We start from the raw sequence: 23,198 nt of genomic DNA, 5'->3' as shown, positions 1-23,198 counted from the left end.
ATGCGCTGTGTCATCGCCCGCTTCCCCTTCGACCTGTTCAAGAGTGAGGTGGTGGAGGTCATGAAGGGCGTCAAGCCCGAGCCCGTCACCGGCGAGTCCGTGATCATCGGCCGACGCCACTACCCGATCAAGCAGGTGGGGGAGGTCATCACCCGCCAGGACCGCCGCGACTTCTCGGCGCGCGAGGTGACCAGGGCGCTGACCGGCCTCGGCTTCACCATCCGGCAGGCTCCCGTGCCCGTGGCCGCCGAGCCCGTCCCGGCGCCCTGGCCGACCTCGGTCGTCTAGGACTCCACTGTCCCGGGGGCCCGGGGCGCGCGGCGGGGCCCTCGTCCCGCCGCGAGTGCCGCGGCCCCCGGCAGCCAGCCGAGGGTCAGCCCCCACAGTGCCCCGGCCACGGCTCCGGTCAGCGGCAGGACCAGCCACCCCCGGACGCCCGCCTCGACCATGCGGGCCGCGACCATGCCCCGCCACGCGCCGGCCACCGCGGCACCCGCGATCAGCGCCGTCCAGCCCGCGAGCAGCCTGCGGACCCGGCCCGCGCCGGGGCGCACGCGCAGGTGGCGGCGCATCCGGGCGGCGGCTCCGGCGATCAGGAGCAGCGCCGCGAAGTCCTCGCAGAGCTGCCAGGACCAGTCCGTCGCGCCGAGCGGCGTCGCCCGCAGCCCCGGCAGCGCGTAGGGCACGCCGAGCGCGCTCGGCGCGACCGTGAGACCCGCCCGCGCCGTGAACGCCGTCAGCAGGGTGGCGCTGCCGTGTGCGAGAACGAGCAGCAGGCAGACCCCGGCGACCACGGCCGTGGCATCCGTCCGGGCCCGCAACGCGTCGTACGTCGTCCGCATGGCGCGCCACTGTAGGCCGCCCCGGTCGTTCGTGGACAGGGGTCCGGCCGAAGAAAGTGAACAATGCTCAGGTCTGTTGCGCCGGGGCTTCCGCGATCTACCATCCCGGCCATGAAGTCCCTCGCGGCGTGGCGTACCCGGGCGGTGGGCGCGGTCGTGCTCGCGGTCGCCGCCGCCCTGCTGACCGCCGTCGGACCCGAGGGCGCGGGCGCCGCGCGCGCCGACACCGCGAGCGGCCACCGGTGGATCACCGACCGGCAGGGCCGCGCGCTGGTGCTGCGCGGCCTGTCCACGGCGAGCAGCGCCAAGCAGGCGGCCGACGGCCTGCCGTGGATCGAGGCGAAGGACGTCGCGCGCGAACAGCGCGCGCTGGGCACGAACTTCGTCCGCTTCCTCCTCCAGTGGCGCAAGGTCGAGCCGTCGCCGGGCACGTACGACAGGACGTATCTGGAGCGGGTCGCCGAGCGCGTGCGCTGGTACGGCGAGCGGGGCTATCACGTGCTGCTCGACATGCATCAGGACCTGTACGGCCCACGGGTGGGCGGCAACGGCGCGCCCGCGTGGGCCACCGAGACCGACGGCCTCACGTCCGCCGCCACCGACCCCTGGGAGCTCGGCTACGCCGAACCCGGGACCGTCCGCGCCTTCGACCGTTTCTGGGGGACGGTCGAAGGCGGCGGGCGTGATCTGCGACGGCACTACGTCGGCGCCCTGCGTGAGGTGGCCCGCCGCTTCGCCGACGACGACGCCGTCATCGGGTACGACCTGATGAACGAGCCCTGGGGCGGCAGCGTGCAGGGCCCCGCGTTCGAGTCCGGCCCGCTCGCCCGCCTCTACCAGGACGGCATCGACGCCATCCGCACCGTCGACCGCGACCACTGGCTCTTCGTCGAACCGTCGGCCATCGGCGCCAACTGGGGCTTCGCGTCCGGCCTTCCGCGCCTGGACGACCCGCGCGGCGACGGCGACGCGGCCCGCATCGCCTACGCGCCGCACCTCTACCCCCTCCCGATGGATCTCGGCGGCGGCTACACCGGCGGCACCAAGGGCCAGGTCGACCGGTCGCTGCGGGCCTGGCGCGAGCAGACGGAGAGGACCGCGCGGCGGCTCGGGGCGCCCGTGGTCATCGGGGAGTTCGGGCTGGACGTCGGTCTGCCGGGAGCCATGGAGTACGTCGAGGAGGTGCAGCGGACGGCCGACGAGATGGGCGCGGGCTTCGCCTACTGGTCCAACGACCCCGGGACCTGGGCGCCGTGGGACGCCGACATGAGGCCGACCGCGCTGCTGCCCGTGCTCGACCGGCCCGCCCCGCTGGCGGTCGCCGGGGACCCGGTCGCGTACCGGTGGGACGCGGCGGACAAGGCGCTGACGGTGAGCTGGCGGGGCACGGCGGGCGTGCGGGGCGGCACGGAAGTCCGGCTGCCCGCGCGCCACTTCCCCGAGGGCGGTCGGGTGCGGGGTGGCGAGAGAGTCGCCTGGGACCCCAAGTCCCGTGTCCTCACGCTGGGTTCGGGTCCCGGTACGCACTCGGTCCGCATCACGCCCCGCACCACATCCCGTGGGTGAAAGGGAAGAGTTCCCACCCCTTGTCCGGCCGCACGGCGACCTCAAGAATGCCCCTGACATACGTACGACCGGTGTACATCACAAGGGGGGTTCCACCGATGGGACAGACGAGCAAAGTGGTGGCGGGCGGGCTGCTCGCACTCGCCCTGGCCGGTGCGGGCGCGGTGCCCGCGTTCGCGGGGAACGGCCAGCAGGGCCGGCAGGCGCAGACCAAGGCCAAGGCCGTCGACTTCGCGGGGACGGTGGCGCTCAGCAACTGTTCCGGCTCGGTCGTGCGCACACCCAAGTCCAAACCGGGCGACCCGGCACTCGTGCTCACCAACGGCCACTGCATAGAGTCCGGGTTCCCCGCGGCGGGTGAGGTCATCGTCGACCAGCCGTCCACCCGCACCTTCAAGCTGCTCGACGCGAAGGCGAACGAGGTCGCCACGCTCAAGGCGTCCAAGGTGTCGTACGCGACGATGACGGACACCGACATCACGCTCTACCAACTCACCAGCAGCTACCGCGACATCACCACGAAGTACAAGATCAAGCCGCTGGAGCTGGAGGACGACCACCCGGTGAAGGGGCGGGCGATCACGGTCGTCTCCGGCTTCTGGAAGAAGACCTACAGCTGCCGCATCGACGGGTTCGTCCACCGCATCAAGGAGGGCGAGTGGACCTGGAAGGATTCCGTCCGCTACACCCCTGCGTGCAAGACCATCGGCGGCACGTCGGGCTCGCCGGTGATCGACCACAAGACCGGCAAGGTCACCGCCGTCAACAACACGGGCAACGAGGACGGCGAGCGCTGCACCCTCAACAACCCCTGTGAGATCGACCGCAAGGGCCGGGTGACGGTGCGCAAGGGCATCAACTACGCCCAGGAGACGTACGGCATCGTCCCGTGCGTCGGCAAGGCCAGCAAGATCGACCTCGGCCGGAAGGGCTGCAAGCTGCCCCGGCCGGCCGCCACGAGGTAGTCGACAGGCACCACACAGGCGCTGCTCTCAGGGAGTCCGGCGTACGGCGCGTCCCGCGAGGACGTCCGTGCGCCGGCCGTCCCGCATCACGAACCTGCCGTCGATCAGGACGTGCGGGACACCGACGGGCAGGGTGCGCGGCGCCTCGAACGTCGAGCCCGCCGCGACCGTCTCCGGGTCGAAGAGGACCAGGTCGGCGCGGTAGCCCTCCCGGACGGCGCCCCGGTCGGGCAGGCGCAGCCGGGCCGCGGGCCGCGAGGTGAGGTGCGCGACGGTCTCCTCCAGGGACATGACGCCGAGGTCGCGGGCGTAGCGCCCCAGGTACTGCGGGAACGTGCCGTACGCGCGCGGGTGCGGCTTGAAGCCCTGCAGGATGCCGTCGCTGCCGCCGGTGTGCACCCGGTGCCGCATGATCGCCTGCACGTTCTCCTCGTGACCGACGTGCTGCAGGATCGTCGAGCCGAGGTTGTCGTTGACGAGGAGACGGCGGGCGGTGATCCACGGCTCCTCGCCGCGCTGGGCGGCCGAGTGGGCGATGGTCTTGCCCACGCAGGAGGCGAGACCGGGGTCGGAGACGCCGGAGACCTCGATCGTGTCCCACTCGATCGGCACGCCGTGACAGCCGTCGGCGCCGATGACCTCCATGTGGTGCCGGATCTTCTCGGCGGTCCCGTCGTCCCGGAGACGGGCGAGGATGGCGTCGGGGCCGCCCTCGCTCGCCCAGCTGGGCAGCATCGCCACGAGCGTCGTGCAGCCCGGGGTGTAGGGGTACGTGTCCAGGGTGATGTCCGCCCCGTGCGCGAGGGCGTCGTCGAGGAGGGCGAGCAGGTCCGGCGCCTTGCCCTTGTTCACGCCGAAGTTCATGGTGGCGTGCGCGAGGTGGAGGGGGCAGTTCGCGGTCCGGGTGAGGTTCACCATCTCCTCGTACGCCTGCAGGGCGCCGGCGCCGTAACTGCGGTGATGCGGGCAGTAGTAGCCGTTGTGGGCCGCCACCACCTTGCAGAGTTCGGTGAGTTCGGAGTCGTCGGCGTACATGCCCGGCGTGTACGTGAGCCCCGACGACATGCCGACGGCGCCCTCCCGCATCCCCTCGGCGACGAGCTCCTTCATCCGGTCCAGCTCGGCGGCGGTGGCCGGGCGGTCGTCCCAGCCCAGCGCGTGCATGCGGACGGTGCCCTGCGGGATGAGGTACGCGGCGTTCACCGCGATGCCGCGGCCGCCGTGGGCGGTGTCCAGGGCGTCGAGGTAGCCGCCGACCGTGCGCCAGGTGAAGTCGATGTCGCCGCCGTCGCCGTTCCAGCCGGTGATGGCCTGGCGGACCTGGGCGAGCGTGCGGTCGTCGACGGGGGCGTAGGACAGTCCGTCCTGGCCGATGACTTCCAGGGTCACGCCCTGCGCCGCCTTCGCGGAGTGGTCGGGGTCCCGGAGGAGGGCGAGGTCGCTGTGCGCGTGCATGTCGATGAAGCCGGGCGCCAGCGCGAGGCCTTCGGCGTCGAGGGTGGCCTGGCCCGTGGGGCGGGGACCCTTCTCCTCCCCCTCCCGGTGGATCTCCGTGATTCTGCCCTCGTGTACGGCTACGTCGGCGCGGTAGGAGGCACCTCCGGTGCCGTCTATGACGCGTGCGTCTCGGATCACCAGGTCCATGGGGGGTGCCTCGTTTCTTTTTGCTGCGGTCCGGGGGTGGTGCACCCGGCCTCCGGCCGGGTCTTTCTGTTCCCACCCGCACCACCCGTGCGGGTTTCGTTGTCGGGTGCGGATGGCCTTGGTGGGGCGGGCTCGCCGTCGGCGGCGAGTGGGTGGGTGGGTTGCCCTTACTCCCGCCGGACGTCGCGGGGCAAACGGGTGGGTGGGTGGGATACATCCGCCGCGAAGCGGCGGGACATGACTGCCCCCACCACCGCAAGGGGCGGGGGAGCCGAGAACCCCTGAGCCCCCCATCCGCCGCGGAGCGGCGGGACAGGGCGCCCGCCCGAGACCCCCCGGTCAGAAGAACGTGCGGATGTAGTCCGACACCGTCCCGTCCCCCTCCACCAGCGGAATCAGCTGCCACTTGTCGAACGCCGTGCACGGGTGCGAGAGGCCCATCCCGAGCCAGTCGCCGACCGCGAGGTCCGCCTCCGGAGTCGTCCGGAGCCACCCGTGCTGGTCGGAGAGCCCGGTGACGGTGACCCCGGTCGCGGGGCGCTCCGCACCGTCCCGGCGGACGACCTGCGCCTCGGGCAGGTCCAGGTCGTACGCCGCGTCCCGCTTGCCCGCGTTGGTGAACGCCTGCTCGGCCGAGGGCCGGGACACCACCTGGGCCCAGAGCCGGAACGCGGGTTCCAGCGCACCCTCTTCAGGCACCCGGTTGAACGGCGTCAGGTGCTTGTAGTGGCCGTCGTCGTGCGAGACGTACGCACCGGAGCGCAGCAACTTGCAGACGGGCCGCGAGAGTTCGGGGAGCTCCGCGAAGACGGTGGCCACCGCGTCGAACCACGCGCTGCCGCCCGCGCTGAGCACGACCTCCGGCAGATCCGCGAAGTGCCCGGACTCGTCGAAGTCGACGAGGAGCGCGAGCAGGCGGCGCAGCCACGCCGTGACGGTCGCGCTCGACGCGTCCGGCACCTCGCCCTCGTACCCGGCGACGCCCACGAGCCGCAGCGTGTCGGCGCTCGCGACGGCCGTGGCGATCTCGAAGCACTCCGCCTCGGTGCGCACGCCGGTCCGCGCGCCGTCGCCCGCCGCCAGCTCCACCACGACGTCGACGGGGCGGCTCGCGCCCGCCTCACTGAGCGCGGCGTGCATCAGCTCGACGCCGCGTACGGAGTCCACGTAACAGATGAAGCGGAAGGAGGGGTCCGCGTCGAGCTCGCCGGCCAGCCACCGCAGCGCCGCCGCGTCGACGAGTTCGTTGGCGAGGAAGATCCGCGGGACGCCGAACTCCCGTGCCACGCGCACCTGGTGGGGTACGGCGAGCGTGATGCCCCAGGCGCCGCGCTCCAGTTGGCGGGCGAAGAGCTGCGGGGCCATCGACGTCTTGCCGTGCGGCGCGAAGGCCAGGCCGTGCCGTTCGGCGTACGTCTCCATGAGGGCGAGGTTGTGTTCGAGGCGTTCGGCGGAGAGCGCGAGGACCGGGGTGGTGAAGCCGCCCGTGAAGAGGTTGCGCCGCTGCGCCGCGAGCTCGCCCACCGTCAGCCCCTCGGCGTCCGGCGGCAGACCCTTGAAGCGGTGGTCGAGCCGTTCGTCCGCGAGGGCGGCCAGCGGGCCGGCGGGACGTTCGACGGCGTTGTCGGCGGCCATGGGCGCCTCCTCCAGGAGTGCGTTGCATTATGTGCAACGGTCATTGCGTATGTCGTTTACTGCTGTCTAACATCCGAGCCAACGCCGGGTCAACGGATCCGGCGAGTCGGTTGAGGGGCTGGAAGATCGTGACCGGACAGGCAGCCGCACGGGCGGCCGCACAGGCAGTGGTGGACGTCGTGGCGCTCGGCGAGTCCATGGTCACGTTCCTGCCCGCCCGGCCCGGCCGCCTCGCCGACGTGCCCTCCTTCGACCGCGGGATCGGCGGCGCCGAGTCCAACGTCGCCTGCGCCCTGGCCGCCGCCGGGCACACCGCCCGCTGGGTCAGCCGCGTCGGCGCCGACGGCTTCGGCGACCACCTCGTCGAGGCCATCGGCCGCTACGGAGTCGACACCTCCGCCGTCGGCCGCGACCCGCACCGCCCCACCGGCATCTACTTCCGCACCGCCGACGACCGCGACACCGACGCCCACGAGGTCGTCTACTACCGCGCCGGTTCCGCCGCCTCCGCCATGGCGCCCGGCTCCGTCGACGAGGACGCCCTCACCGCCGCCCGCATCCTGCACCTGTCGGGCATCACCCCCGCCCTCTCCGCCGACTGCCTCGCCCTCGTACGCCACCTCTGCACCCGGCGCGCGGACCGCGGCCCGCTCGTCTCCTTCGACGTCAACCACCGACCGGGCCTGTGGAAGGACGCGGGGGACGGCCCCGGCGTCCTCCTCGACCTCGCCCGCGGCGCCGACCTCGTCTTCGTCGGCGAGGACGAGGCCGCGGCCGCCTGGGGCGTGACCGGCGGGCCCGCCGCCGTCCGCGCCGCCCTGCCTGAGCCCGCCACCCTCGTCGTGAAGCAGGGCAGCCGCGGCGCCACCGTCTTCCGGCACGGCGAGGACCCCGTCTTCCGGGTCGCCCTGCGCGTGGACGTCGTCGCGCCGGTCGGCGCCGGGGACGCCTTCGCCGCCGGATTCCTCTCCGCCACCCTGCGCGACCTGCCCGCCGACCGGTGCCTGCGCCACGGCCACCTGATGGCCGCCGCCGCGCTCACCGTCCCCGGCGACCTCGCCACACCCCCTGCCCGCACCCATGCCGACCGCCTCGCCGACCTGGACGACGCCGCCTGGGGGACACTGCGTCTCGGCCCCGGCTGGACGGACCGCGTCCCGGCGGACGACGCGGCCGAGGAGGAGGTACGTACCCCATGAGCCAGACCGTCGACCGCGCGCTCTCGATCCTGCCGCTGCTCGCCGAGGGCCCCGCCGACCTGGGCCAGGTCGCCGACCGGCTCGACGTGCACAAGTCCACGGCGCTCAGGCTGCTGCGCACCCTGCACGAACACGGCCTGGTCTTCCGCCAGTCCGACCAGCGCTACCGCCTCGGCGCGCGCCTGTTCGCCCTCGCCCAGCAGGCCGTCGAGAGCCTCGACGTGCGCGAGATCGCCCACCCTCACCTCCTCGCCCTCAACGAGAAGTGCGGCCACACGGTCCACCTCGCCGTCTACGAGGAGCAGGAAGTCCTCTACATCGACAAGGTCGAGAGCCGCTATCCGGTGCGGATGTACTCCCGCATCGGCAAGCCGGTGGCGATCACCGTCGCCGCCGTCGCCAAACTGCTGCTCTCCGACTTCCCGGAGGCCGAGCGCCGCGCCATCGCGGAGAAGCTCGACTACCCCACCTACACGTCCCGTTCGACGCCCAACGCCGCCGCGTTCCTCAGGGAGCTGGCCGCCGTGCGCGAACAGGGCTGGGCCACCGACCTCGGTGGCCACGAGGAGTCCATCAACTGCATCGGGGCCCCCATCCGCGGTGCGGACGGGCGCGTCGTCGCCGCCATGTCGGTCTCCGCACCGAATGTCGTCGTGACCGCCGAGGAACTCCTCACCCTCCTCCCGCTGGTCCGCCGCACGGCGGACGCCATCAGCCGGGAGTACTCGGGCGCCGCGCCTGACGCAAAGACCGTCCCTCTCAAGGAAGCCTGATCAGCGAATGACCGAGAAGACCGCACTCACCCCGGCCACCCACACCACCCCGCCCGCGAAGTTCTCCCACGGCGTGAAGAAGGGCAACATCCTTCAGGTCGCGGGCCAGGTCGGCTTCCTCCCGGCCGAAGAGGGCAAGGCCCCCACCCCCGCCGGTCCCACCCTGCGCGAGCAGACCCTGCAGACCTTCGCCAACGTCAAGGCGATCCTCGAAGAGGGCGGCGCGACCTGGGACGACGTGATGATGATGCGCGTCTACCTCACGGACGTGGACCACTTCGCGGAGATGAACGAGATCTACAACGCGTACTTCGAGGAGCAGGGCCTGAAGGCCCCCGCCTCCGCCCGCACCACCGTCTACGTGGGCCTGCCCAAGGGCCTGCTCATCGAGATCGACGCGCTCGCCGTTCTCGGCTGACACACATCCACACCCAGCAAGCCGTACGTCGTCACGGCGCGGCGCCCTTCTCCGGGGCGCCGCGCCGCGATCCCCCCTGCTCCGAAAGCCCCATGCACTTACGAGGTCAACGATGTCCCCGTCCCACGCCGTGCTCGCGGCCGCCCCCGCCGCCGAGACACCACCGCACACCGGCGGCCTGCTCGCCCTGATCGACGGCACACCAGGCCTGCTGACCGTCGCGGCGCTCGGCATCCTGCTCCTGCTCTTCCTGATCATCAAGGTCAGGCTGCAGCCCTTCGTGGCGCTCCTCGCGGTCTCCATAGTCGTCGGCCTCTCCGCGGGCCTCTCCGTGACCGAACTCTTCGGCACCGTCCAGAAGTCCGCCGCCGTCTCGGTCATCGAATCGGGCATGGGCGGCATCCTCGGCCACGTGGCGATCATCATCGGGCTCGGCACGATGCTCGGCGCGATCCTGGAGGTCTCCGGCGGTGCCGAGGTCCTCGCCTCCCGCCTCCTCGGCCTCTTCGGCGAGAAGCGCGCCCCGCTCGCGATGGGCCTGACGGGTCTGATCTTCGGCGTCCCCGTCTTCTTCGACGTCGGCATCTTCGTCCTCGCACCGATCGTGTACGCGGCCGCCAAGCGCAGCGGCAAGTCGATCCTCCTCTACTGCCTCCCCCTGCTCGCGGGTCTCTCCATGACCCACGCGTTCCTGCCCCCGCACCCGGGTCCGGTGGCCGCCGCGGGGCTCCTGAAGGTGGACCTCGGCTGGGTCATCCTGATGGGCATCGTCTGCGGCATCCCGGCCGTCCTCGCCGCCTGGGCCTTCTCCGCGTGGGTCGGCAAGCGCGTCTTCGTGCCGGTGCCGCAGGACATGGTCGAGGCCGCCGAGGAGGCGAAGGCCGCGGTCGTCGCCGAGCAGCGCGCGGCGGGTGTGGCCCCGCAGGAGAAGCCGGTGCCGCTGGGCATCGTCTTCACGATCATCGGCACGCCGCTGGTCCTGATCCTCCTCGCGACGTTCTCCTCGATCGCCTTCGACCCCTCGACGTTCCGCAGCGTCATCGAGTTCTTCGGCAGCCCCTTCGTCGCCCTGACGATCGCCCTGTTCATGGCGTACTACCTGCTGGGCATCCGGCGCGGCTGGTCCCGCAAGTCCCTGGAGACCGTCTCGACCGCCTCCCTCAAGCCGGTCGGCAACATCCTCCTGGTCGTCGGCGCGGGCGGGATCTTCGGCGCGGTCCTCAAGGCGAGCGGTGTGGCCGACGCCATCTCGGACACCTTCCAGGACGTGGGCCTGCCGATCATCGTGCTCGCGTACCTGCTCTCCCTGATCCTGCGCGTCGCACAGGGCTCGGCGACGGTCGCGATCGTCACGACGGCGGGCATCGTCGCCCCGCTGCTCTCCGAGGGCGACTACTCCCAGGCGTTCACCGCCCTGGTCATCATGGCCATCTCGGCGGGCTCCATCTTCGCCTCGCACGTCAACGACGGCGGCTTCTGGATGGTCGCGAAGTACTTCGGCATCAGTGAGCGGAACACGTTGAAGACGTGGACGGTGCTGGAGTCGGTGCTCTCGGTGGCGGGCTTCGCGGTCGCGGGCGTGCTCAGTCTGTTCGTGTAGCGCGGTTTGCGGCTGGTACGGGGCGGGGACTTCGGTGGGGCGGTGTCGTTGATGGTTGCCGGGGCCGCCCGGTTTTTTGCGGAGTGTGGCGGTTCCGGGCCGGCAGTAAAGGGCGCTCCGCTGCGCTACGCGTCGGCTCCGCCGATTCCGCTCCGCTCCACCCTTGACTCCCGTCCCTCCACCGCACGTTGACTTTGACCCGGACGGCCAGGGGTGGGACCCACGGGATCGCGGGGATGGGTCATTCCCTTTCATCGCCGGGTGCGGACCGGCCCATCGTGCGCGAGCGCCTCGGTGCGGGCTCGGCCAGCCGCCCGGCCACGCCGCTCGGGTCATCGGCTCTCGCTGCCGGGTGCGGACCGGCCCATCGTGGGCGGGGGCCTCGGTGCGTGCTCGGTCAGCCGTCCGGCTTCGCCGCTCGGGTCATCGGCTCGCACGGCCGAGTGCGGACCGGCCCATCGTCCGTGGCCGTCACCGTCACGGCCCGGTCAGCCGCTCCCGGGAACCTACTTTGGGAAAGTTGCGAAGCAAGTCGGCGCGCGCCCCCGGTCACACCCCACGCGCCCTCCCCAAATCCACCCATCACAGGGTGCTCCGCCCGAAGAGCCCACATGGTTGGGGGCGCATTGCGCATGACGGGGGGCGCGCGGCGGGTCGATTCGCAACTTTCCCAAAGTAGGTTCCCGGGAGGGCAGATCCTCCGTGCATGCCCGGCAGCACTGCGACCGTGACAGCGACCCACGATGGGCCGGTCCGCACCCGGCAGCGAAGGGTGATGACCCGAGCGGCGAAGCCGGGGCGGCTGGCCGAGCGCCTTCCGTGGCCCGCGCGCACGATGGGCCGGTCCGCACCCGGCGACGAATGGTGATGACCCCCGTAGGCAGTCCCGTGGGTCCCACCCCTGGCCGTCCGGGTCAAGGTCAACGTGCGGTGGAGGGGCGGGAGTCAAGGGTGGAGCGCAGCGGAATCGGCGCAGCCGACGCGCAGCGCAGCGGAGCGCCCTTTACTGCCGGCCCGGAGGCGCCACACTCCGCAAAAAACCGGGCGGCCCCGGCAACCATCAACGACACCGCCCCACCGAAGTCCCCGCCGAGTCACCCCCACGGGGACCCCGAAAGCGCGTCAACTCGTGCAGTACTGCTGCTCCTTGCCGATCGACCGGTACATGCAGTCCGAGTTCTCCAGGAGCTGCAACACCGCGTCACGGTTGCGCGAGGTCTCCCGCTCGATCACCTCGTCGGGCGGATAGAAGCCACCCGCTCCGGCGGACGTCGGGTACATCTCGAAGGTGTAGCTGAAGATCTTCTGGTCGCCCCACAGCCAGTCGTCGATCGACCCGTCCGTGATGTAGAGGTCACTGGACTGCTCGGGCGTGTAGCCGTTGCTCGCGGCCATCTTCCGGCCGACGGCCGCGTGGGCGTCGCGGTCGTCCTGGGTGAGGCCGGGTGCCGTGTCGTTGTAGGTGTAGCCGTAGGGCCACAGGACCAGCTCGCTGTACGTGTGGAAGTCGATGCCCGCCCTGATCTGCTGCTTGCCACCGACGACACGGCTGCGGACGAAGTCCGCGACGACCTTGACCTCGGGGGCCGACTCGGCGCGCGCGCCACGGTAGGTCTCCGAACCCGTGGAGCCGGAGGAACCGCCGCAGCAGCCCCACTTGTAGGCCCAGTTGCGGTTCAGGTCGGTGCCGACGTTCGACGAGCCGCTGTTGGGCTGGCGGTTCTTGCGCCAGCTGCGGTAGCGGCCGGTCGCGATGTCGTACTCGCCGCCGTCCGGGTTCAGGTCCGGCACGATCCAGATCTCGCGCTCGTCGACCATCTTCTTGATCCGCGCGTCCGTACCGTAGTCGTCGCCGAGTTCGCGCAGCAGGTAGAGCGCCATCTCCACCGTCAGGTGCTCGCGCGCGTGCTGGTGGTGGGTGAAGAGGACCTCCGGTTCGGCCTCGTCCGTGCCCACGTTGTCGCTGACCTTGATGGCGATGATGTCGCGGCCCGAGTAGGACTTGCCGATGACGCGCTTGCTCATCAGGTTCGGATGGGCCGCGATGCGCTGGTCGATCTCCGCGTTCATCTCGGCGTAGTTGTGGTACCGCGCGTCGGCGGGCGGGAAGTCCTTGACCTGCACCTCCTGCCCGTTCGTACGCTTCGGGGGCCCGGCGAGGGGCCGGAGCTCGTAGCCCGACTCCCGCAGCCGCGCGGCCTGCCGGGCGTCCGCAGAGACGACCACCGCGCGGGCGTCCACCTCGTCGATGGCGACGCCGGTGCGGGCGAGCGCGGTGCGCGCGGCGCGGTCGTCGCGCAGGGGTATCTCGTACTGGCGCGTTTCTTCGTCGGCCGCCGTCGCCGCGCTGCCCGCGGGCGGGCCGTCCGATCCCGGTGAGGCGTTGGCGGTGAGGGGCGCCGCGAGGGCGAGGGTGAGGAGGGTCGCGAGGGCGGCGGATCTCCTGCCGCGTATGCGGAGTCGCATGAAGTCTCCTGAAGGGTGGGGGTTGTTCAGTGCGACAGTGCGGGGGCGGCGCGCTGCGTGTGCGCCGCGTGCGGTGCGGGTCGCGCGGGCCCATCGTCGAGCCGTGGCATGCCCCCGTCAACGCTCTCTTCGGCCAACCCCCTTGTGCCGGAGGCGGCGATGCGCTTTCTTGATCGGCATGGCTGAAACGACAGGCAGTGGCATCACCGCCGACGCGGCGGCCCCCCGGCCGCGGAAGTCGAGCTGGAAGTACATCGGCCCCGGCATCGTCGTGGCCGCGACCGGCGTCGGCGCGGGCGACCTCGTCGCGACCCTCATCGCGGGCAGCAACTTCGGCTACACCCTGCTGTGGGCCGCCGTCATCGGCTGTGTCGTGAAGATCTCGCTCGCCGAGGCCGCGGGCCGCTGGCATCTGGCCACCGGCCGCACCCTCTTCGACGGCTGGGCCGGCCTCGGCCGCTGGACGACGTGGTTCTTCGTCGTCTACGTGGTGATCTGGGGGTACGTCTACGGCGCGGCCGCGATGTCCTCGTCCGGGCTGCCCCTGCAGGCCCTCTTCCCCGACGTCATGGCGCTCAAGTGGTGGGCCATCCTCACCGGCGTCGTCGGCCTGGTCTTCGTCTGGTTCAACAAGTACGCCGTCTTCGAGAAGGTCATGACGGTCCTCGTCGGCGTGATGTTCCTCGTGACCGTCTACCTCGCCGTCCGCGTCACCCCGCACCTGGGCGACGCCTTCGCGGGCCTGCTGCCCGTGCTCCCCGACGAGAAGGACTCCGTCCTCAACACCCTCGGCCTGATCGGCGGCGTCGGCGGCACCATCACCCTGGCCGCGTACGGCTACTGGGTCAACGCCAAGGGCTGGACCGACACCGGCTGGATGAAGGTGATGCGGCTCGACAACCGCGTCGCGTACATCACCACCGGCATCTTCGTCGTCGCCATGCTCTTCGTCGGCGCCGAGATGCTGCACTCCGCCAACGTCGCCATCGCCAGCGGCGACAAGGGCCTCGTCCAGCTCTCCGACATCCTGGCGAAGGAGTACGGCGACGCGACCGCCAAGATGTTCCTCGTCGGCTTCTTCGCCACGTCCTTCACCTCACTGATCGGCGTGTGGCACGGCGTGAGCCTGATGTTCGCGGACTTCGTCGAGCGCTACCGCAAACAGCGTGTGGGCGCCGACGACGGGGCGCCGACCGGCAAGGAGGTGGCGTCCGGCAGCCACGAGAAGTCGGTGCCGTTCCGCGCGTACCTGCTGTGGCTGACGTTCCCGCCGATGATCCTACTCTTCGAGGGGCAGCCGTTCCGCCTCATCATCATCTACGGCGTGCTCGGCGCGGCCTTCATGCCCTTCCTCGCCCTCACCCTGGTCTGGCTCCTCAACTCCAGCCGCACGCCGAGCGAGTGGCGCAACGGCTGGCTCAGCAACGCCATGCTGACCGTCGCGGGCCTGCTGTTCCTGGTGCTGTGCGTCAAGCAGATCACCGACCAGGACTGGAGCAGCTTCTTCTGAGCCGTCCCGCCGAAGTCCCTGGGGGACGCCCGCGTTCCGGGGAACGGGTTCGGCCAACCTCGGTTCCGGGGGCCGGGCCCGAACCCGGAGTTGGCGGGGCGTGGACCTGTCGGTTCCGGCTGGGGCGAGTTCCGGCCCGGTCCGCCGCATGTGCTGTCCTGCCCGTACCGCCTCAGTAGCGTCATGGCCCACTCAAGCCCGGCTGCCGTTCAGCCGGGCGAACGGGGGAGATCATGACCACCAAGGGCACCAGAAGGACCACCACCCGCGCGGCGCGTACGTTCGTCTCGCTCGCGGCGCTGCTCGGCGGCGCACTCCTGTGGGCCGGACCGAACGCTTCCGCGGCCCCGGCCGATCCCGGCACCGCCCCGGCCGCCGCGTCGTACACCATCGGCCAGTTCAACATGGCCGGCGGCAACGCCCAGCACGGCGACGACGGCGACGAGGCACCGGACGCCCTCGTGCGCAGCGTCCAGGACCGAAAGCCCGCCTTCATGACGCTGAACGAGGCGTGCAGGGACTGGTCGGACCGGCTCCAGTCGCAGCTCGGCAGCGAGTACACGGTGCTGTTCGACCCCGTGACCAGGAGCGCAGGCGGTCCGAACACCAAGTGCTACCACCCGGTGGGCGTGCCGGACGAGCAGCGCACGGACTTCGGCAACGGCCTCCTCGTCCGCAACGACATGGGCTTCGACCCCGCGACGCTCGTCGGCCACCCGCTCGGCACCTCGGCGGACCGGGAGCAGCGCGAGATGCTCTGCATGACCTCGCCCAGCCGGCAACTGGCCCTGTGCAGCGTGCACCTCACGCACAACAGCAAGGCCGAGCGCCGCACGGAGTCCGCGAGGGCCAAGCAGATCCTGGACACCACGTACGCCGGATACACGAAGTTCGTGGGCGGCGACCTCAACGCCGAACCGCTGCACCAGGCGCCGGACAACTTCTACCACCCCGACTACGGGCGGGGCGCGGGCGGCCAGTTCAAGGAGGCCGACAGCCACTGCGGCAACAACCCGCACTGGGGCGACGTGATCGGCGGCTCGCCCTTCCCGGTGTTCCTGTGGTGCCGGGACGGCGAGGCCACGATGGCGGGCGCCAACAAGAAGATCGACTACCTCTTCGTGCCGATGGCGACGCACGTCGACTGGGCCGACGCCACGAACGCCATCCACTCCGACCACAAGCTGCTGTGGGCGGGGGTCACCTTCTGACCCGGACCCGCGGAACGGCCCACCTACAAATGAACAGTGCGAAGTTGGGTGTTGAGGCGACCATGACGTGGATATGGTGCTGAGGCAGGAGTGCACGACCACCGGGGGTGTACGCGTTGCCGACCGCCATAGCCGTCACCGGCCCCGACCTCGTGCTGCCGTCGCCCGACCGGCACACCCCGTCGGCCGCCGTCCTCCAGTCGGCGGTGCAGTCCCCGCGGGCGTACTCCCTGGACCAGGCGCTCACCGAGATGCACACCCTCATCGAGCACCACGGGTACGTCGTCGTCCTCTGCCCCGCCTCCGCGCCCGCGGCCATCGCCCAGCGGCTGCACGCGGTCCGCTCGGTCCTGGAGAGCGACCGCATCGCCGTCGTCCGCTCGGACCTGCCGCCGCTCGGCCTCGCCGTACTCGCCCTGCAACTGCGGCAGTTGTCCGTCTGCGACTTCAGCCCCGGCGTCCTCGCCTGCGCCGCCCGGCTCCTGTCCCACTACATCTACGCGGGCGCCCTGCTCGGCTCCGTCGCCAAGCTCGACCGCGTCCCCGTCACCCTCCAGTCGCACGCCAAGTCCTGGGTGCCCGGCACCCAGTTCGCGGTCCTCGCCACCCCGCGTCCCTCGCTCATGAAGGTGTCGAGCGGCGACGAGGCACACCTGCCGGGACCGGGGTTCGGCACCCGGATGCTCTACGCGCCGGGCCGGCTCGCCCCCGACTGGGTGACCGGCACCCTCGCCCCCGCCTGGCGCTCCCAGGACGTCACCGAGGCGCGGCTGCCCGGCGAGTCCGCGCGCTGGTGGGCCACCGGCCGGCTCGTCGAGTTCGCCGCCGCCATCCCGGACATCTCCGTCCTCTACCAGCTGGTGTCGTCCGTCCGCCGCGACGACTGCCACTGGTGCGGCCTCGAACTCATCGGTGACCGCTGCGCGTTCTGCGCCGCGCCCCTGCCGCCGCCCTCCGAACGACCCGCACCGCCGGTGCGCGCCCTCGTGACCCGCGGCGCCACCGCCCTGCCACCCGGCACCCCCTAGACCCGGCCCGTCGCCCGCCCCGCACCTCGTACCCGACCGACGACCGCACGTGCGCCACCCCGCTCACTGTCCGTAGCCAACCGCACTCGATCGAGGTAGTCCGGCCCATGAACTCACGCCAGCGCCGCGGCGTCATCCTGCTGGTCCTTTCGGTCCTGTGCGCGATCGGCGCGTTCGCGGGCGTCCTCTCGGTGATCCGTGACGTGAACTCGAAGGTCGGCCCCGAGGTCCCCGCGTACAAGCTCAAGGGCGACATCGCGCCGTACAAGGAGCTGACCTCCGACCAGTTCGAGAAGGTCGAGATGCCCGAGCGGTGGCTGTCCGACAACGCCGTCACCGACCTCGGCGACATCCGCGGCAAGATCGCCGTCACCCAGCTGCGCAAGGGCTCGCTGCTGCAGTCCGACATGATCGTCAGGCGGCCCCGACTCGGCCCCGGCCAGCAGGAGATCGCCATCATGATCGACGCGGCGACCGGCGTCGCGGGCAAGATCACACCGGGCTCGACGGTCAACATCTACGCCACCTTCAAGGGCGAGACCGACAAGGCGAAGGACCAGTCCAAAGTCATCGTGGAGGGCGCCAGGGTGCTCGACGTCGGCAAGCTGACCCCGCTCGAACCCAACCAGGACGACCGCACCCGCCGCAGGGCCACCGAGGCGGTGCCCATCACGTTCGCCCTCGGCACCGCGGACGCCCAGCGCGTCGCCTACGCCGAGTCGTTCGCCACGCACGTCCGGCTCGCCCTGGTCGGGGCCGGCGGCGACGCGACCGTGCCGCCCCGCGACCGGACGTACACCCTCGACGAGGACAAGTAGGAGGTCACGTATGACCACAGGAGGTCACGTATGACCGTCCGGATCCTCCCCGCCGTCGGAGACACCGACGCGGCCCGCGCCCTGTCCACCCTCACCGGCCAGCTGCCCGACACCGAACCCGCGCTGCCCGTCGGCGACTCCACGGCGCTCCTCGACACCCTCGCGCAGCTCGCCGCCGCATCCGTCGACGAACTGCCCGAGGTCGTCCTCGTCCACGAGCGGATCGGGCCCGTCCCCGCCCTCGACCTCATCCGCGACCTCGTCCTGCGCTTCCCCGCCGTCGGCGTCGTCCTGATCACCGCCGACACCAGCCCCGGCACCCTCACCGCAGCCATGGACTCCGGGGCGCGCGGCATCGTCGGCGTCCCGCTGGCCTACGACGCCCTCGCCGAGCGCGTCCAGGCGGCCGCCGCCTGGTCCACCGGGATGCGGCGGCACCTGGGCAGCGGGAGCAGCGGCCTGGAGCTGTACGCGGGCAACGGCACGGGGCCCGGCGGCGCGGGCACCGTCGTCGCGGTCAGCGGCGCCAAGGGCGGCGTCGGGACGACCGTGACGGCCGTCCAGCTCGCCCTCGCCGCGCACGCGTCGGGCCGCACCGCGGCGCTCCTCGACCTCGACCTGCAGTCCGGGGACGTCGCCTCCTACCTCGACGTGCAGTTCCGGCGCTCCGTCGCCGACCTCGCCGCCATCAGCGACATCACCCCCCGCGTCCTGCAGGACGCCGTCTACACCCACGAGACCGGCATCGGCCTGCTCCTCGCCCCCGCCGAGGGCGAGCGCGGCGAAGAGGTCACCGACCGCGTGGCCCGCCAGATCATCGGCGCCCTGCGCGCCCGCTACGACGTCGTGGTCGTCGACTGCGGCGCCTACGTCACCTCGGCGAGCGCCACCGCCGTCGAACTCGCCGACCAGGCGCTGCTCCTCGTCACCCCCGACGTCGTCGCCGTGCGCGCCGCCAAACGCATGGTGCGCTTCTGGGACCGCCTGCAGATCCGCAAGGCGGAGGAGACCGTCACCGTCGTCAACCGGCACGGCAGGACCGCGGAGATCCAGCCCTCCCTGGTGGAACGCGTCACCGGCACGCGGACGGCCCGCTCCACCGTGCCCGCCTGCTTCAAGGAGCTGCAGGGCGCGGTCGACGCGGGCCGCATGCAGGACCTCGACAGCCGCTCCTCGGTGAAACAGGCGCTGTGGGCCCTCGCGGGCGAGCTCGGCCTGGTCGACGGGGAGGCGGCCGCCTCGGGCAAACGCTCCGGCCTCACCCTGCGCCGCAGGGCGGCGACCGGCGACCGGGGCGCGGTCACCCTCGAATTCGCCGCCATGTTCCCGCTGCTCCTCGTCGTCATGACGATCCTCTGGCAGTGCGCGCTGTACGGCTACTCGTACTCCCTGGCGGGCAACGCAGCGGACGAGGCGGCGCGGGCGGCGACGGCGGCGCACGCGGCGGGGGAGGACGAGGCGGGCGCCTGCTCGGCGGCGGCTCAGGAACACCTGCCGGACGCCTGGCAGGGCGCGGGCGTCAGCTGCACGGACGAGGGCGCCGTCTGGAAGGCGCGGGTCTCGGTGGACGTCCCGGTGTTCTTCCCGGGCTTCGACGCCGGGTGGCACGTGGACGGGGAGGCGGGCGCGGCGAAGGAGGGGGATGACGGGTGAGACGGCTCGGGTTCTCTACGCGGTTCCGGGACGGCGGGGGGTGGGTCTCTGGGGCGACTAGGACCTCCGGGGCGTCCGGGACCTCCGGGGCCACCAGGGCCTCCGGGGCGTCCGGGTTCTCCGGGTCCACCGGGACCTCCGGGACCTCCGGGGCCACCGGGACCAACGGGGTCTCCGGACGCCGTCGCCGCCGGGGGCACCCCCCCGGCCTGCCCGGCCCCCCCGGCCCCTCCGGCCCCTCCGGACACCGTCGCCGCTGGGGCGACCACGGCGTATCCATGCTGGAGTTCGCCGGATTCCTGCCCATCCTGCTGCTCGTCGGCCTCGCCGCGATCCAGCTGGGCCTCGTCGGCTACGCCGCCAACCAGGCCGGTTCCGGCGCCCGCGCCGCCGCCCGCGCGGCCTCGCAGGGCGACTCCGGGGAGGCGGCGGGCGCTGCGGCGATGGACGGTGACCTGAGCTCCTCGATCGAGGTCGGCGGGGGCGGCGACACCACGACCGCCACCGTGGAGGTGCAGGTCCCGACCCTGCTCCCGTTCATCGGCTCCGACTGGAGCGTCACCAAGCACGCCACCATGCCCAACGACGACGCCCCGGACGACTGAGCCGTGCCGAACCCCCGTACACCCGAAGGAGGTTGAGAGGACACCATGAGCCTGCGCGACCGCGTGGCCCCCACCCGCCAGACCGAGCCGAGCCGCGACGACGGCCTCGTCGCCGTCTACCGCTCCAAGCTCCTGGAGGAGATCGACCTCGCCGAGATGTCGTCGCTCGCGGCGGCCGACCGCCGGGTCCGCCTGGAACGCGTCCTCGGACACATCATCAGCCGCGAGGGCCCCGTCCTCTCCACCTCCGAGCGCGCCCAGCTGATCCGCCGCGTCGTCGACGAGGCCCTCGGCCTCGGCGTACTGGAACCGCTCCTCGCCGACACGTCCATCACGGAGATCATGGTCAACGGCCCCGACTCGATCTTCGTCGAGCGCGCCGGCCGGGTGGAACAGCTCCCCCTCCGCTTCGCCTCGAACGAGCAGCTGATGCAGACCATCGAACGCATCGTCTCCACGGTCAACCGCCGCGTGGACGAGTCGAACCCCATGGTCGACGCCCGCCTGCCCACCGGCGAACGCGTCAACGTCATCATCCCGCCGCTCGCCCTGACCGGCGCCACCCTCACGATCCGCCGCTTCCCGCGCGCCTACACGCTCCCCGAACTCATCGGCCTCGGCTCCCTCGACGAGCACATGCTGATGCTGCTCGCCGCCTTCGTGCGCGCCCGCTTCAACCTCATCGTCAGCGGCGGCACGGGCACCGGCAAGACGACCCTCCTGAACGCCCTCTCCGGCCTGATCCCGGCCCACGAGCGCATCATCACCATCGAGGACTCGGCCGAGCTCCAGCTCCAGCAGGAACACGTCATCCGCCTCGAATCCCGGCCCCCGAACGTCGAGGGCAAGGGCCAGATCACCATCCGCGACCTCGTCCGCAACAGTCTGCGCATGCGCCCCGACCGCATCATCGTCGGCGAGGTCCGCGGCGGCGAGACCCTCGACATGCTCCAGGCGATGTCGACGGGGCACGACGGCTCGCTCGCCACCGTCCACGCGAACACCGCAGAGGACGCCCTCATGCGCCTGCAGACCCTCGGCTCCATGTCGGAGGTCCAGATCCCCTTCGAGGCGCTGAAGGACCAGATCAACTCGGCCGTCGACGTCGTCATCCAGCTCGCCCGGCACGGCGACGGCTCCCGCAAGGTCGCCGAGATCGTGCTGCTCGTCAGCCACGGGCGCCAGCAGTTCCGCATCGCGCCCGTCACCCGGTTCGTGCCGCGCCCGCTCGGCGCCGACCGCGTCGTGCACGGCCACTACGAGCACCTGCCGCTGCCGCGCGAGGTCGCGGCCAAGCTGTACGTCGCGAACGAACCGGTACCGCCGGCCTTCGGCGTGGCGGACGCCGTCGACGTCGTGAACACGAGGGAAGCGATCGGATGAACAACCCCGCCGTCCTCGCGCTGGGCGCCACGATCCTCACGGGCACCCTCGCCGTCGCCGGAGTCCACACGTACGCGTCGGGGCGGGCCCAGCGCCAGGCCTTGGTCGACCGCCTCGCGCTCGGCCCCGGCACGGGCGACGGCGGCCCGACCGGCCGCGCCCGCCGCTTCGCCGCCGTCGACCGCCGCCTGCGCCGCACCCGCCTGGGCCGCTCCCTGCACCTGCGCCTCTCGGCGACCGGCCTGGACCTGACGCCCGGCGAGTTCTTCACGTACGTCGTCGCGGTCGTCGCCGCGCTCTGGCTGATGGCGGCGGCCACGCTGGCCCCCTTCTTCGGACCGATCGCGGGAGTGGTGGCGGTGTGGAGCGCGATCGCCTTCCTCAACTGGCAGCGCCAGAAACGCATCGAGGCCTTCATCAACCAACTCCCCGACGTGGCCCGCATCCTGGCCAACGCGACGGCGGCGGGCCTGGCCCTGCGCACGTCGCTCGCGATGGCCGCGGAGGAGCTGGAGGCCCCCGCGGGCGAGGAACTCTCGCACGTCGCCGATCAGTTGACGCTCGGCCGCTCCATCGACGACACCCTGGGCGAACTGGCCGAACGCCTGCCGTCCCGCGAGCTGATAGTGCTGGTCACGACCCTCGTCCTGTCCAACAAGGCGGGCGGCACGGTGGTCAACTCCCTGCGCAACCTCACCCAGACCCTGGAGGACAGGAAGGAGACCAGGCGCGAGGTCCGCACGATGCTGTCCGAGGTCCACGCGACCGCCTTCACGGTCCCGCTGCTCGGCCTGGGCTCCCTGCTCCTCATCAACTCCTCGAACGAGGGAGCGCTGGAGCGGGTGACGGGATCGCCGCTGGGACAGACTCTGATCCTGATCTCGCTGGGCCTGTACGGAATCGGCTTCCTCGTGATCAGACGCCTCGGAAAGATCGAGGTCTAGAAGTGCCGTGCAAGGAGGGGGAGTTACGTTGCTGGGCTTGCTGCTAGCGGTCGCGATGGGCCTCGCCGTGGCGGGCGTCTGCCAGGGCGTCCGCATGTACCGCGCGGACGCGAAGCTGCCCTCCGACCTCGCCATCGCCCTGGAGGTCGGCGCGACCCGCGTCTCCGTGGCGGGCTCCGCCGTCGACCGCCTCGGCATGCGCTTCGCCCCCCTCGTCCTGCGCCTGATGGGCCCGAAACGGGTCGACGCCAAGCGCCGCAGGATCGACATGGCGGGCAACCCGGGCGGCCTGACCATCGACCGGTACGCGGCCCGCCGCGCGGTCTACGGCATCTTCGGCCTCGTCCTCGGCCTGGTCTTCCTCACCAACGGCTCCCCGCTCTTCGGCCTCCTCACCCTGGCCTTCGGCGCGCTCGCGGCGGACGGCCTGATCTGGCAGGCGATCCGCGAACGCCGCGAGGTCATCGACCGCACCCTCCCCGACTTCCTGGACGTCCTCGCCGTCGTCGTCTCGGCGGGCCTCGGCTTCCGCCAGGCCCTTGACCGCGTGGCGGAACGGTACGAGGGGCCGTGGGCGGACGAACTCCGCATCACCCTGCGCCAGATGGACATGGGCGTCAGCCGCCGCCAGGCCTTCGACGAGCTCCGCCGCCGCAACGCCTCCGAACAGGTCGCCCAGTTCGTCTCGGCCCTCCAGCAGGGCGAGGAACTGGGCTCCCCCATCGCCGACACCCTGATCCAGCTCGCCACGGACATGCGCCGCACGGACGCGCAGAACTCCCGCCGCCGGGCGGCCAAGACGATCCCGAAGGCGACGATGGTGACGCTGGTCTTCATGCTCCCGGCCACGATGATCCTGATCGCCGCGGGCATGTTCCTCGGCTCGGGCTCCGACTTCGGCTCGATCCTGGGCCGTTGACACCAGCTTCGCGAAAGCC

General features: G+C 71.8%; 20 protein-coding genes. 16 read left to right on the top strand and 4 right to left on the bottom strand.

Going from position 1 to position 23,198, the window contains the following annotated elements; genetic code table 11:
- Complete coding sequence (locus tag ACZ69I_RS27860) at positions 1-288, top strand: SCO5918 family protein (protein ID WP_470835327.1); 288 nt, start codon at positions 1-3, stop codon at positions 286-288.
- On the opposite strand, the gene ACZ69I_RS27855 is transcribed toward ACZ69I_RS27860, so the two are convergent.
- A complete protein-coding gene (locus ACZ69I_RS27855) occupies positions 285-842 on the bottom strand; it encodes a hypothetical protein (protein WP_470835325.1) in 558 nt (185 codons plus the stop codon). The genes ACZ69I_RS27860 and ACZ69I_RS27855 overlap by 4 nt on opposite strands.
- 111 nt (positions 843-953) lie before the next feature.
- Here ACZ69I_RS27855 and ACZ69I_RS27850 point away from each other — a divergent pair, with 111 nt between their 5' ends.
- Entirely contained in the window at positions 954-2,408 is a 1,455-nt protein-coding gene (locus ACZ69I_RS27850; RefSeq protein ID WP_470835324.1) for a cellulase family glycosylhydrolase, read from the top strand.
- A 98-nt stretch (positions 2,409-2,506) separates the two neighbouring features.
- Complete coding sequence (locus ACZ69I_RS27845; protein WP_470835322.1) at positions 2,507-3,373, top strand: trypsin-like serine peptidase; 867 nt, start codon at positions 2,507-2,509, stop codon at positions 3,371-3,373.
- Between the two features lie 27 nt (positions 3,374-3,400).
- Here ACZ69I_RS27845 and ACZ69I_RS27840 read toward each other — a convergent pair whose 3' ends face one another.
- Positions 3,401-5,017 carry an N-acyl-D-amino-acid deacylase family protein gene (locus ACZ69I_RS27840; protein WP_470835321.1) on the bottom strand — a complete coding sequence of 539 codons (1,617 nt, stop codon included), beginning with the start codon at positions 5,015-5,017 and terminating at the stop codon, positions 3,401-3,403.
- Positions 5,018-5,356: 339 nt separating this feature from the next.
- Positions 5,357-6,652, bottom strand: a complete 1,296-nt coding sequence (locus tag ACZ69I_RS27835; protein ID WP_467680944.1) for an amino acid deaminase — start codon at positions 6,650-6,652, stop codon at positions 5,357-5,359.
- A gap of 128 nt (positions 6,653-6,780) precedes the next feature.
- On the opposite strand from ACZ69I_RS27835, the gene ACZ69I_RS27830 reads away from it, so the two are divergent.
- The 4 genes from ACZ69I_RS27830 (at position 6,781) to ACZ69I_RS27815 (ending at position 10,642) form a co-directional block, all read left to right on the top strand.
- A complete protein-coding gene (locus tag ACZ69I_RS27830; protein ID WP_470835320.1) occupies positions 6,781-7,851 on the top strand; it encodes a sugar kinase in 1,071 nt (356 codons plus the stop codon).
- Positions 7,848-8,624, top strand: a complete 777-nt coding sequence (locus ACZ69I_RS27825) for an IclR family transcriptional regulator (RefSeq protein WP_467680940.1) — start codon at positions 7,848-7,850, stop codon at positions 8,622-8,624. The genes ACZ69I_RS27830 and ACZ69I_RS27825 overlap by 4 nt, the downstream gene beginning before the upstream one ends.
- Positions 8,625-8,631: 7 nt before the next feature.
- Complete coding sequence (locus tag ACZ69I_RS27820) at positions 8,632-9,042, top strand: RidA family protein (RefSeq protein WP_383331629.1); 411 nt, start codon at positions 8,632-8,634, stop codon at positions 9,040-9,042.
- 112 nt (positions 9,043-9,154) lie between these two features.
- Positions 9,155-10,642 carry a GntP family permease gene (locus ACZ69I_RS27815; protein WP_470835318.1) on the top strand — a complete coding sequence of 496 codons (1,488 nt, stop codon included), beginning with the start codon at positions 9,155-9,157 and terminating at the stop codon, positions 10,640-10,642.
- Positions 10,643-11,764: 1,122 nt separating this feature from the next.
- Here ACZ69I_RS27815 and ACZ69I_RS27810 read toward each other — a convergent pair.
- Positions 11,765-13,108: a M14 family metallopeptidase gene (locus tag ACZ69I_RS27810; protein ID WP_470835317.1), complete on the bottom strand. Its 1,344-nt coding sequence runs from the start codon at positions 13,106-13,108 to the stop codon at positions 11,765-11,767.
- A gap of 178 nt (positions 13,109-13,286) precedes the next feature.
- Between ACZ69I_RS27810 and ACZ69I_RS27805 the strand changes: the two genes are divergently transcribed.
- The 9 genes from ACZ69I_RS27805 to ACZ69I_RS27765 all read left to right on the top strand — a co-directional run bounded on the left by ACZ69I_RS27805 (position 13,287) and on the right by ACZ69I_RS27765 (position 23,179).
- Positions 13,287-14,618 (top strand): Nramp family divalent metal transporter, encoded by a 1,332-nt coding sequence (locus tag ACZ69I_RS27805; protein WP_470835316.1) that lies wholly within the window; start codon positions 13,287-13,289, stop codon positions 14,616-14,618.
- A 233-nt stretch (positions 14,619-14,851) separates the two neighbouring features.
- The gene (locus ACZ69I_RS27800) at positions 14,852-15,829 is read left to right on the top strand and encodes an endonuclease/exonuclease/phosphatase family protein (protein ID WP_470835314.1); all 978 of its coding nucleotides are present in this window, start codon (positions 14,852-14,854) and stop codon (positions 15,827-15,829) included.
- A gap of 107 nt (positions 15,830-15,936) precedes the next feature.
- A complete protein-coding gene (locus ACZ69I_RS27795) occupies positions 15,937-16,857 on the top strand; it encodes a hypothetical protein (RefSeq protein ID WP_470835313.1) in 921 nt (306 codons plus the stop codon).
- A 107-nt stretch (positions 16,858-16,964) separates the two neighbouring features.
- Entirely contained in the window at positions 16,965-17,675 is a 711-nt protein-coding gene (cpaB, locus tag ACZ69I_RS27790; RefSeq protein WP_467680928.1) for a Flp pilus assembly protein CpaB, read from the top strand.
- A gap of 30 nt (positions 17,676-17,705) precedes the next feature.
- Positions 17,706-19,328, top strand: coding sequence for an AAA family ATPase (locus ACZ69I_RS27785; protein WP_470835312.1), 1,623 nt, complete (start codon positions 17,706-17,708; stop codon positions 19,326-19,328).
- Positions 19,329-19,606: 278 nt separating this feature from the next.
- A complete protein-coding gene (locus tag ACZ69I_RS27780) occupies positions 19,607-19,933 on the top strand; it encodes a TadE/TadG family type IV pilus assembly protein (RefSeq protein ID WP_470835311.1) in 327 nt (108 codons plus the stop codon).
- A gap of 45 nt (positions 19,934-19,978) precedes the next feature.
- Positions 19,979-21,316, top strand: coding sequence for a CpaF family protein (locus ACZ69I_RS27775; RefSeq protein ID WP_470835310.1), 1,338 nt, complete (start codon positions 19,979-19,981; stop codon positions 21,314-21,316).
- On the top strand, positions 21,313-22,260 hold the full coding sequence (locus tag ACZ69I_RS27770) for a type II secretion system F family protein (protein ID WP_470835308.1): 948 nt from the start codon (positions 21,313-21,315) through the stop codon (positions 22,258-22,260). Before ACZ69I_RS27775 ends, ACZ69I_RS27770 begins: the two co-directional genes overlap by 4 nt.
- Positions 22,261-22,288: 28 nt before the next feature.
- The gene (locus ACZ69I_RS27765; RefSeq protein ID WP_467680918.1) at positions 22,289-23,179 is read left to right on the top strand and encodes a DUF5936 domain-containing protein; all 891 of its coding nucleotides are present in this window, start codon (positions 22,289-22,291) and stop codon (positions 23,177-23,179) included.
- Positions 23,180-23,198: the final 19 nt, after the last annotated feature.

The organism is Streptomyces sp. NPDC036815, from assembly GCF_055609205.1.
Note: the sequence above shows the minus strand (reverse complement) of the source record. Positions and strands in the feature narration are given on the sequence as shown.

What these genes read in the sequence shown, in the direction of transcription:
- ACZ69I_RS27835 (WP_467680944.1), bottom strand. Translation starts at nt 6,652, where the DNA reads ATGGCCGCCGACAACGCCGTCGAACGTCCCGCCGGCCCGCTGGCCGCC.
- ACZ69I_RS27805 (WP_470835316.1), top strand. Translation starts at nt 13,287, where the DNA reads ATGGCTGAAACGACAGGCAGTGGCATCACCGCCGACGCGGCGGCCCCC.
- ACZ69I_RS27815 (WP_470835318.1), top strand. Translation starts at nt 9,155, where the DNA reads ATGTCCCCGTCCCACGCCGTGCTCGCGGCCGCCCCCGCCGCCGAGACA.
- ACZ69I_RS27775 (WP_470835310.1), top strand. Translation starts at nt 19,979, where the DNA reads ATGAGCCTGCGCGACCGCGTGGCCCCCACCCGCCAGACCGAGCCGAGC.
- ACZ69I_RS27840 (WP_470835321.1), bottom strand. Translation starts at nt 5,017, where the DNA reads ATGGACCTGGTGATCCGAGACGCACGCGTCATAGACGGCACCGGAGGT.
- ACZ69I_RS27850 (WP_470835324.1), top strand. Translation starts at nt 954, where the DNA reads ATGAAGTCCCTCGCGGCGTGGCGTACCCGGGCGGTGGGCGCGGTCGTG.
- ACZ69I_RS27860 (WP_470835327.1), top strand. Translation starts at nt 1, where the DNA reads ATGCGCTGTGTCATCGCCCGCTTCCCCTTCGACCTGTTCAAGAGTGAG.
- ACZ69I_RS27800 (WP_470835314.1), top strand. Translation starts at nt 14,852, where the DNA reads ATGACCACCAAGGGCACCAGAAGGACCACCACCCGCGCGGCGCGTACG.
- cpaB (WP_467680928.1), top strand. Translation starts at nt 16,965, where the DNA reads ATGAACTCACGCCAGCGCCGCGGCGTCATCCTGCTGGTCCTTTCGGTC.
- ACZ69I_RS27810 (WP_470835317.1), bottom strand. Translation starts at nt 13,108, where the DNA reads ATGCGACTCCGCATACGCGGCAGGAGATCCGCCGCCCTCGCGACCCTC.
- ACZ69I_RS27785 (WP_470835312.1), top strand. Translation starts at nt 17,706, where the DNA reads ATGACCGTCCGGATCCTCCCCGCCGTCGGAGACACCGACGCGGCCCGC.
- ACZ69I_RS27845 (WP_470835322.1), top strand. Translation starts at nt 2,507, where the DNA reads ATGGGACAGACGAGCAAAGTGGTGGCGGGCGGGCTGCTCGCACTCGCC.
- ACZ69I_RS27855 (WP_470835325.1), bottom strand. Translation starts at nt 842, where the DNA reads ATGCGGACGACGTACGACGCGTTGCGGGCCCGGACGGATGCCACGGCC.
- ACZ69I_RS27820 (WP_383331629.1), top strand. Translation starts at nt 8,632, where the DNA reads ATGACCGAGAAGACCGCACTCACCCCGGCCACCCACACCACCCCGCCC.
- ACZ69I_RS27770 (WP_470835308.1), top strand. Translation starts at nt 21,313, where the DNA reads ATGAACAACCCCGCCGTCCTCGCGCTGGGCGCCACGATCCTCACGGGC.
- ACZ69I_RS27825 (WP_467680940.1), top strand. Translation starts at nt 7,848, where the DNA reads ATGAGCCAGACCGTCGACCGCGCGCTCTCGATCCTGCCGCTGCTCGCC.
- ACZ69I_RS27780 (WP_470835311.1), top strand. Translation starts at nt 19,607, where the DNA reads ATGCTGGAGTTCGCCGGATTCCTGCCCATCCTGCTGCTCGTCGGCCTC.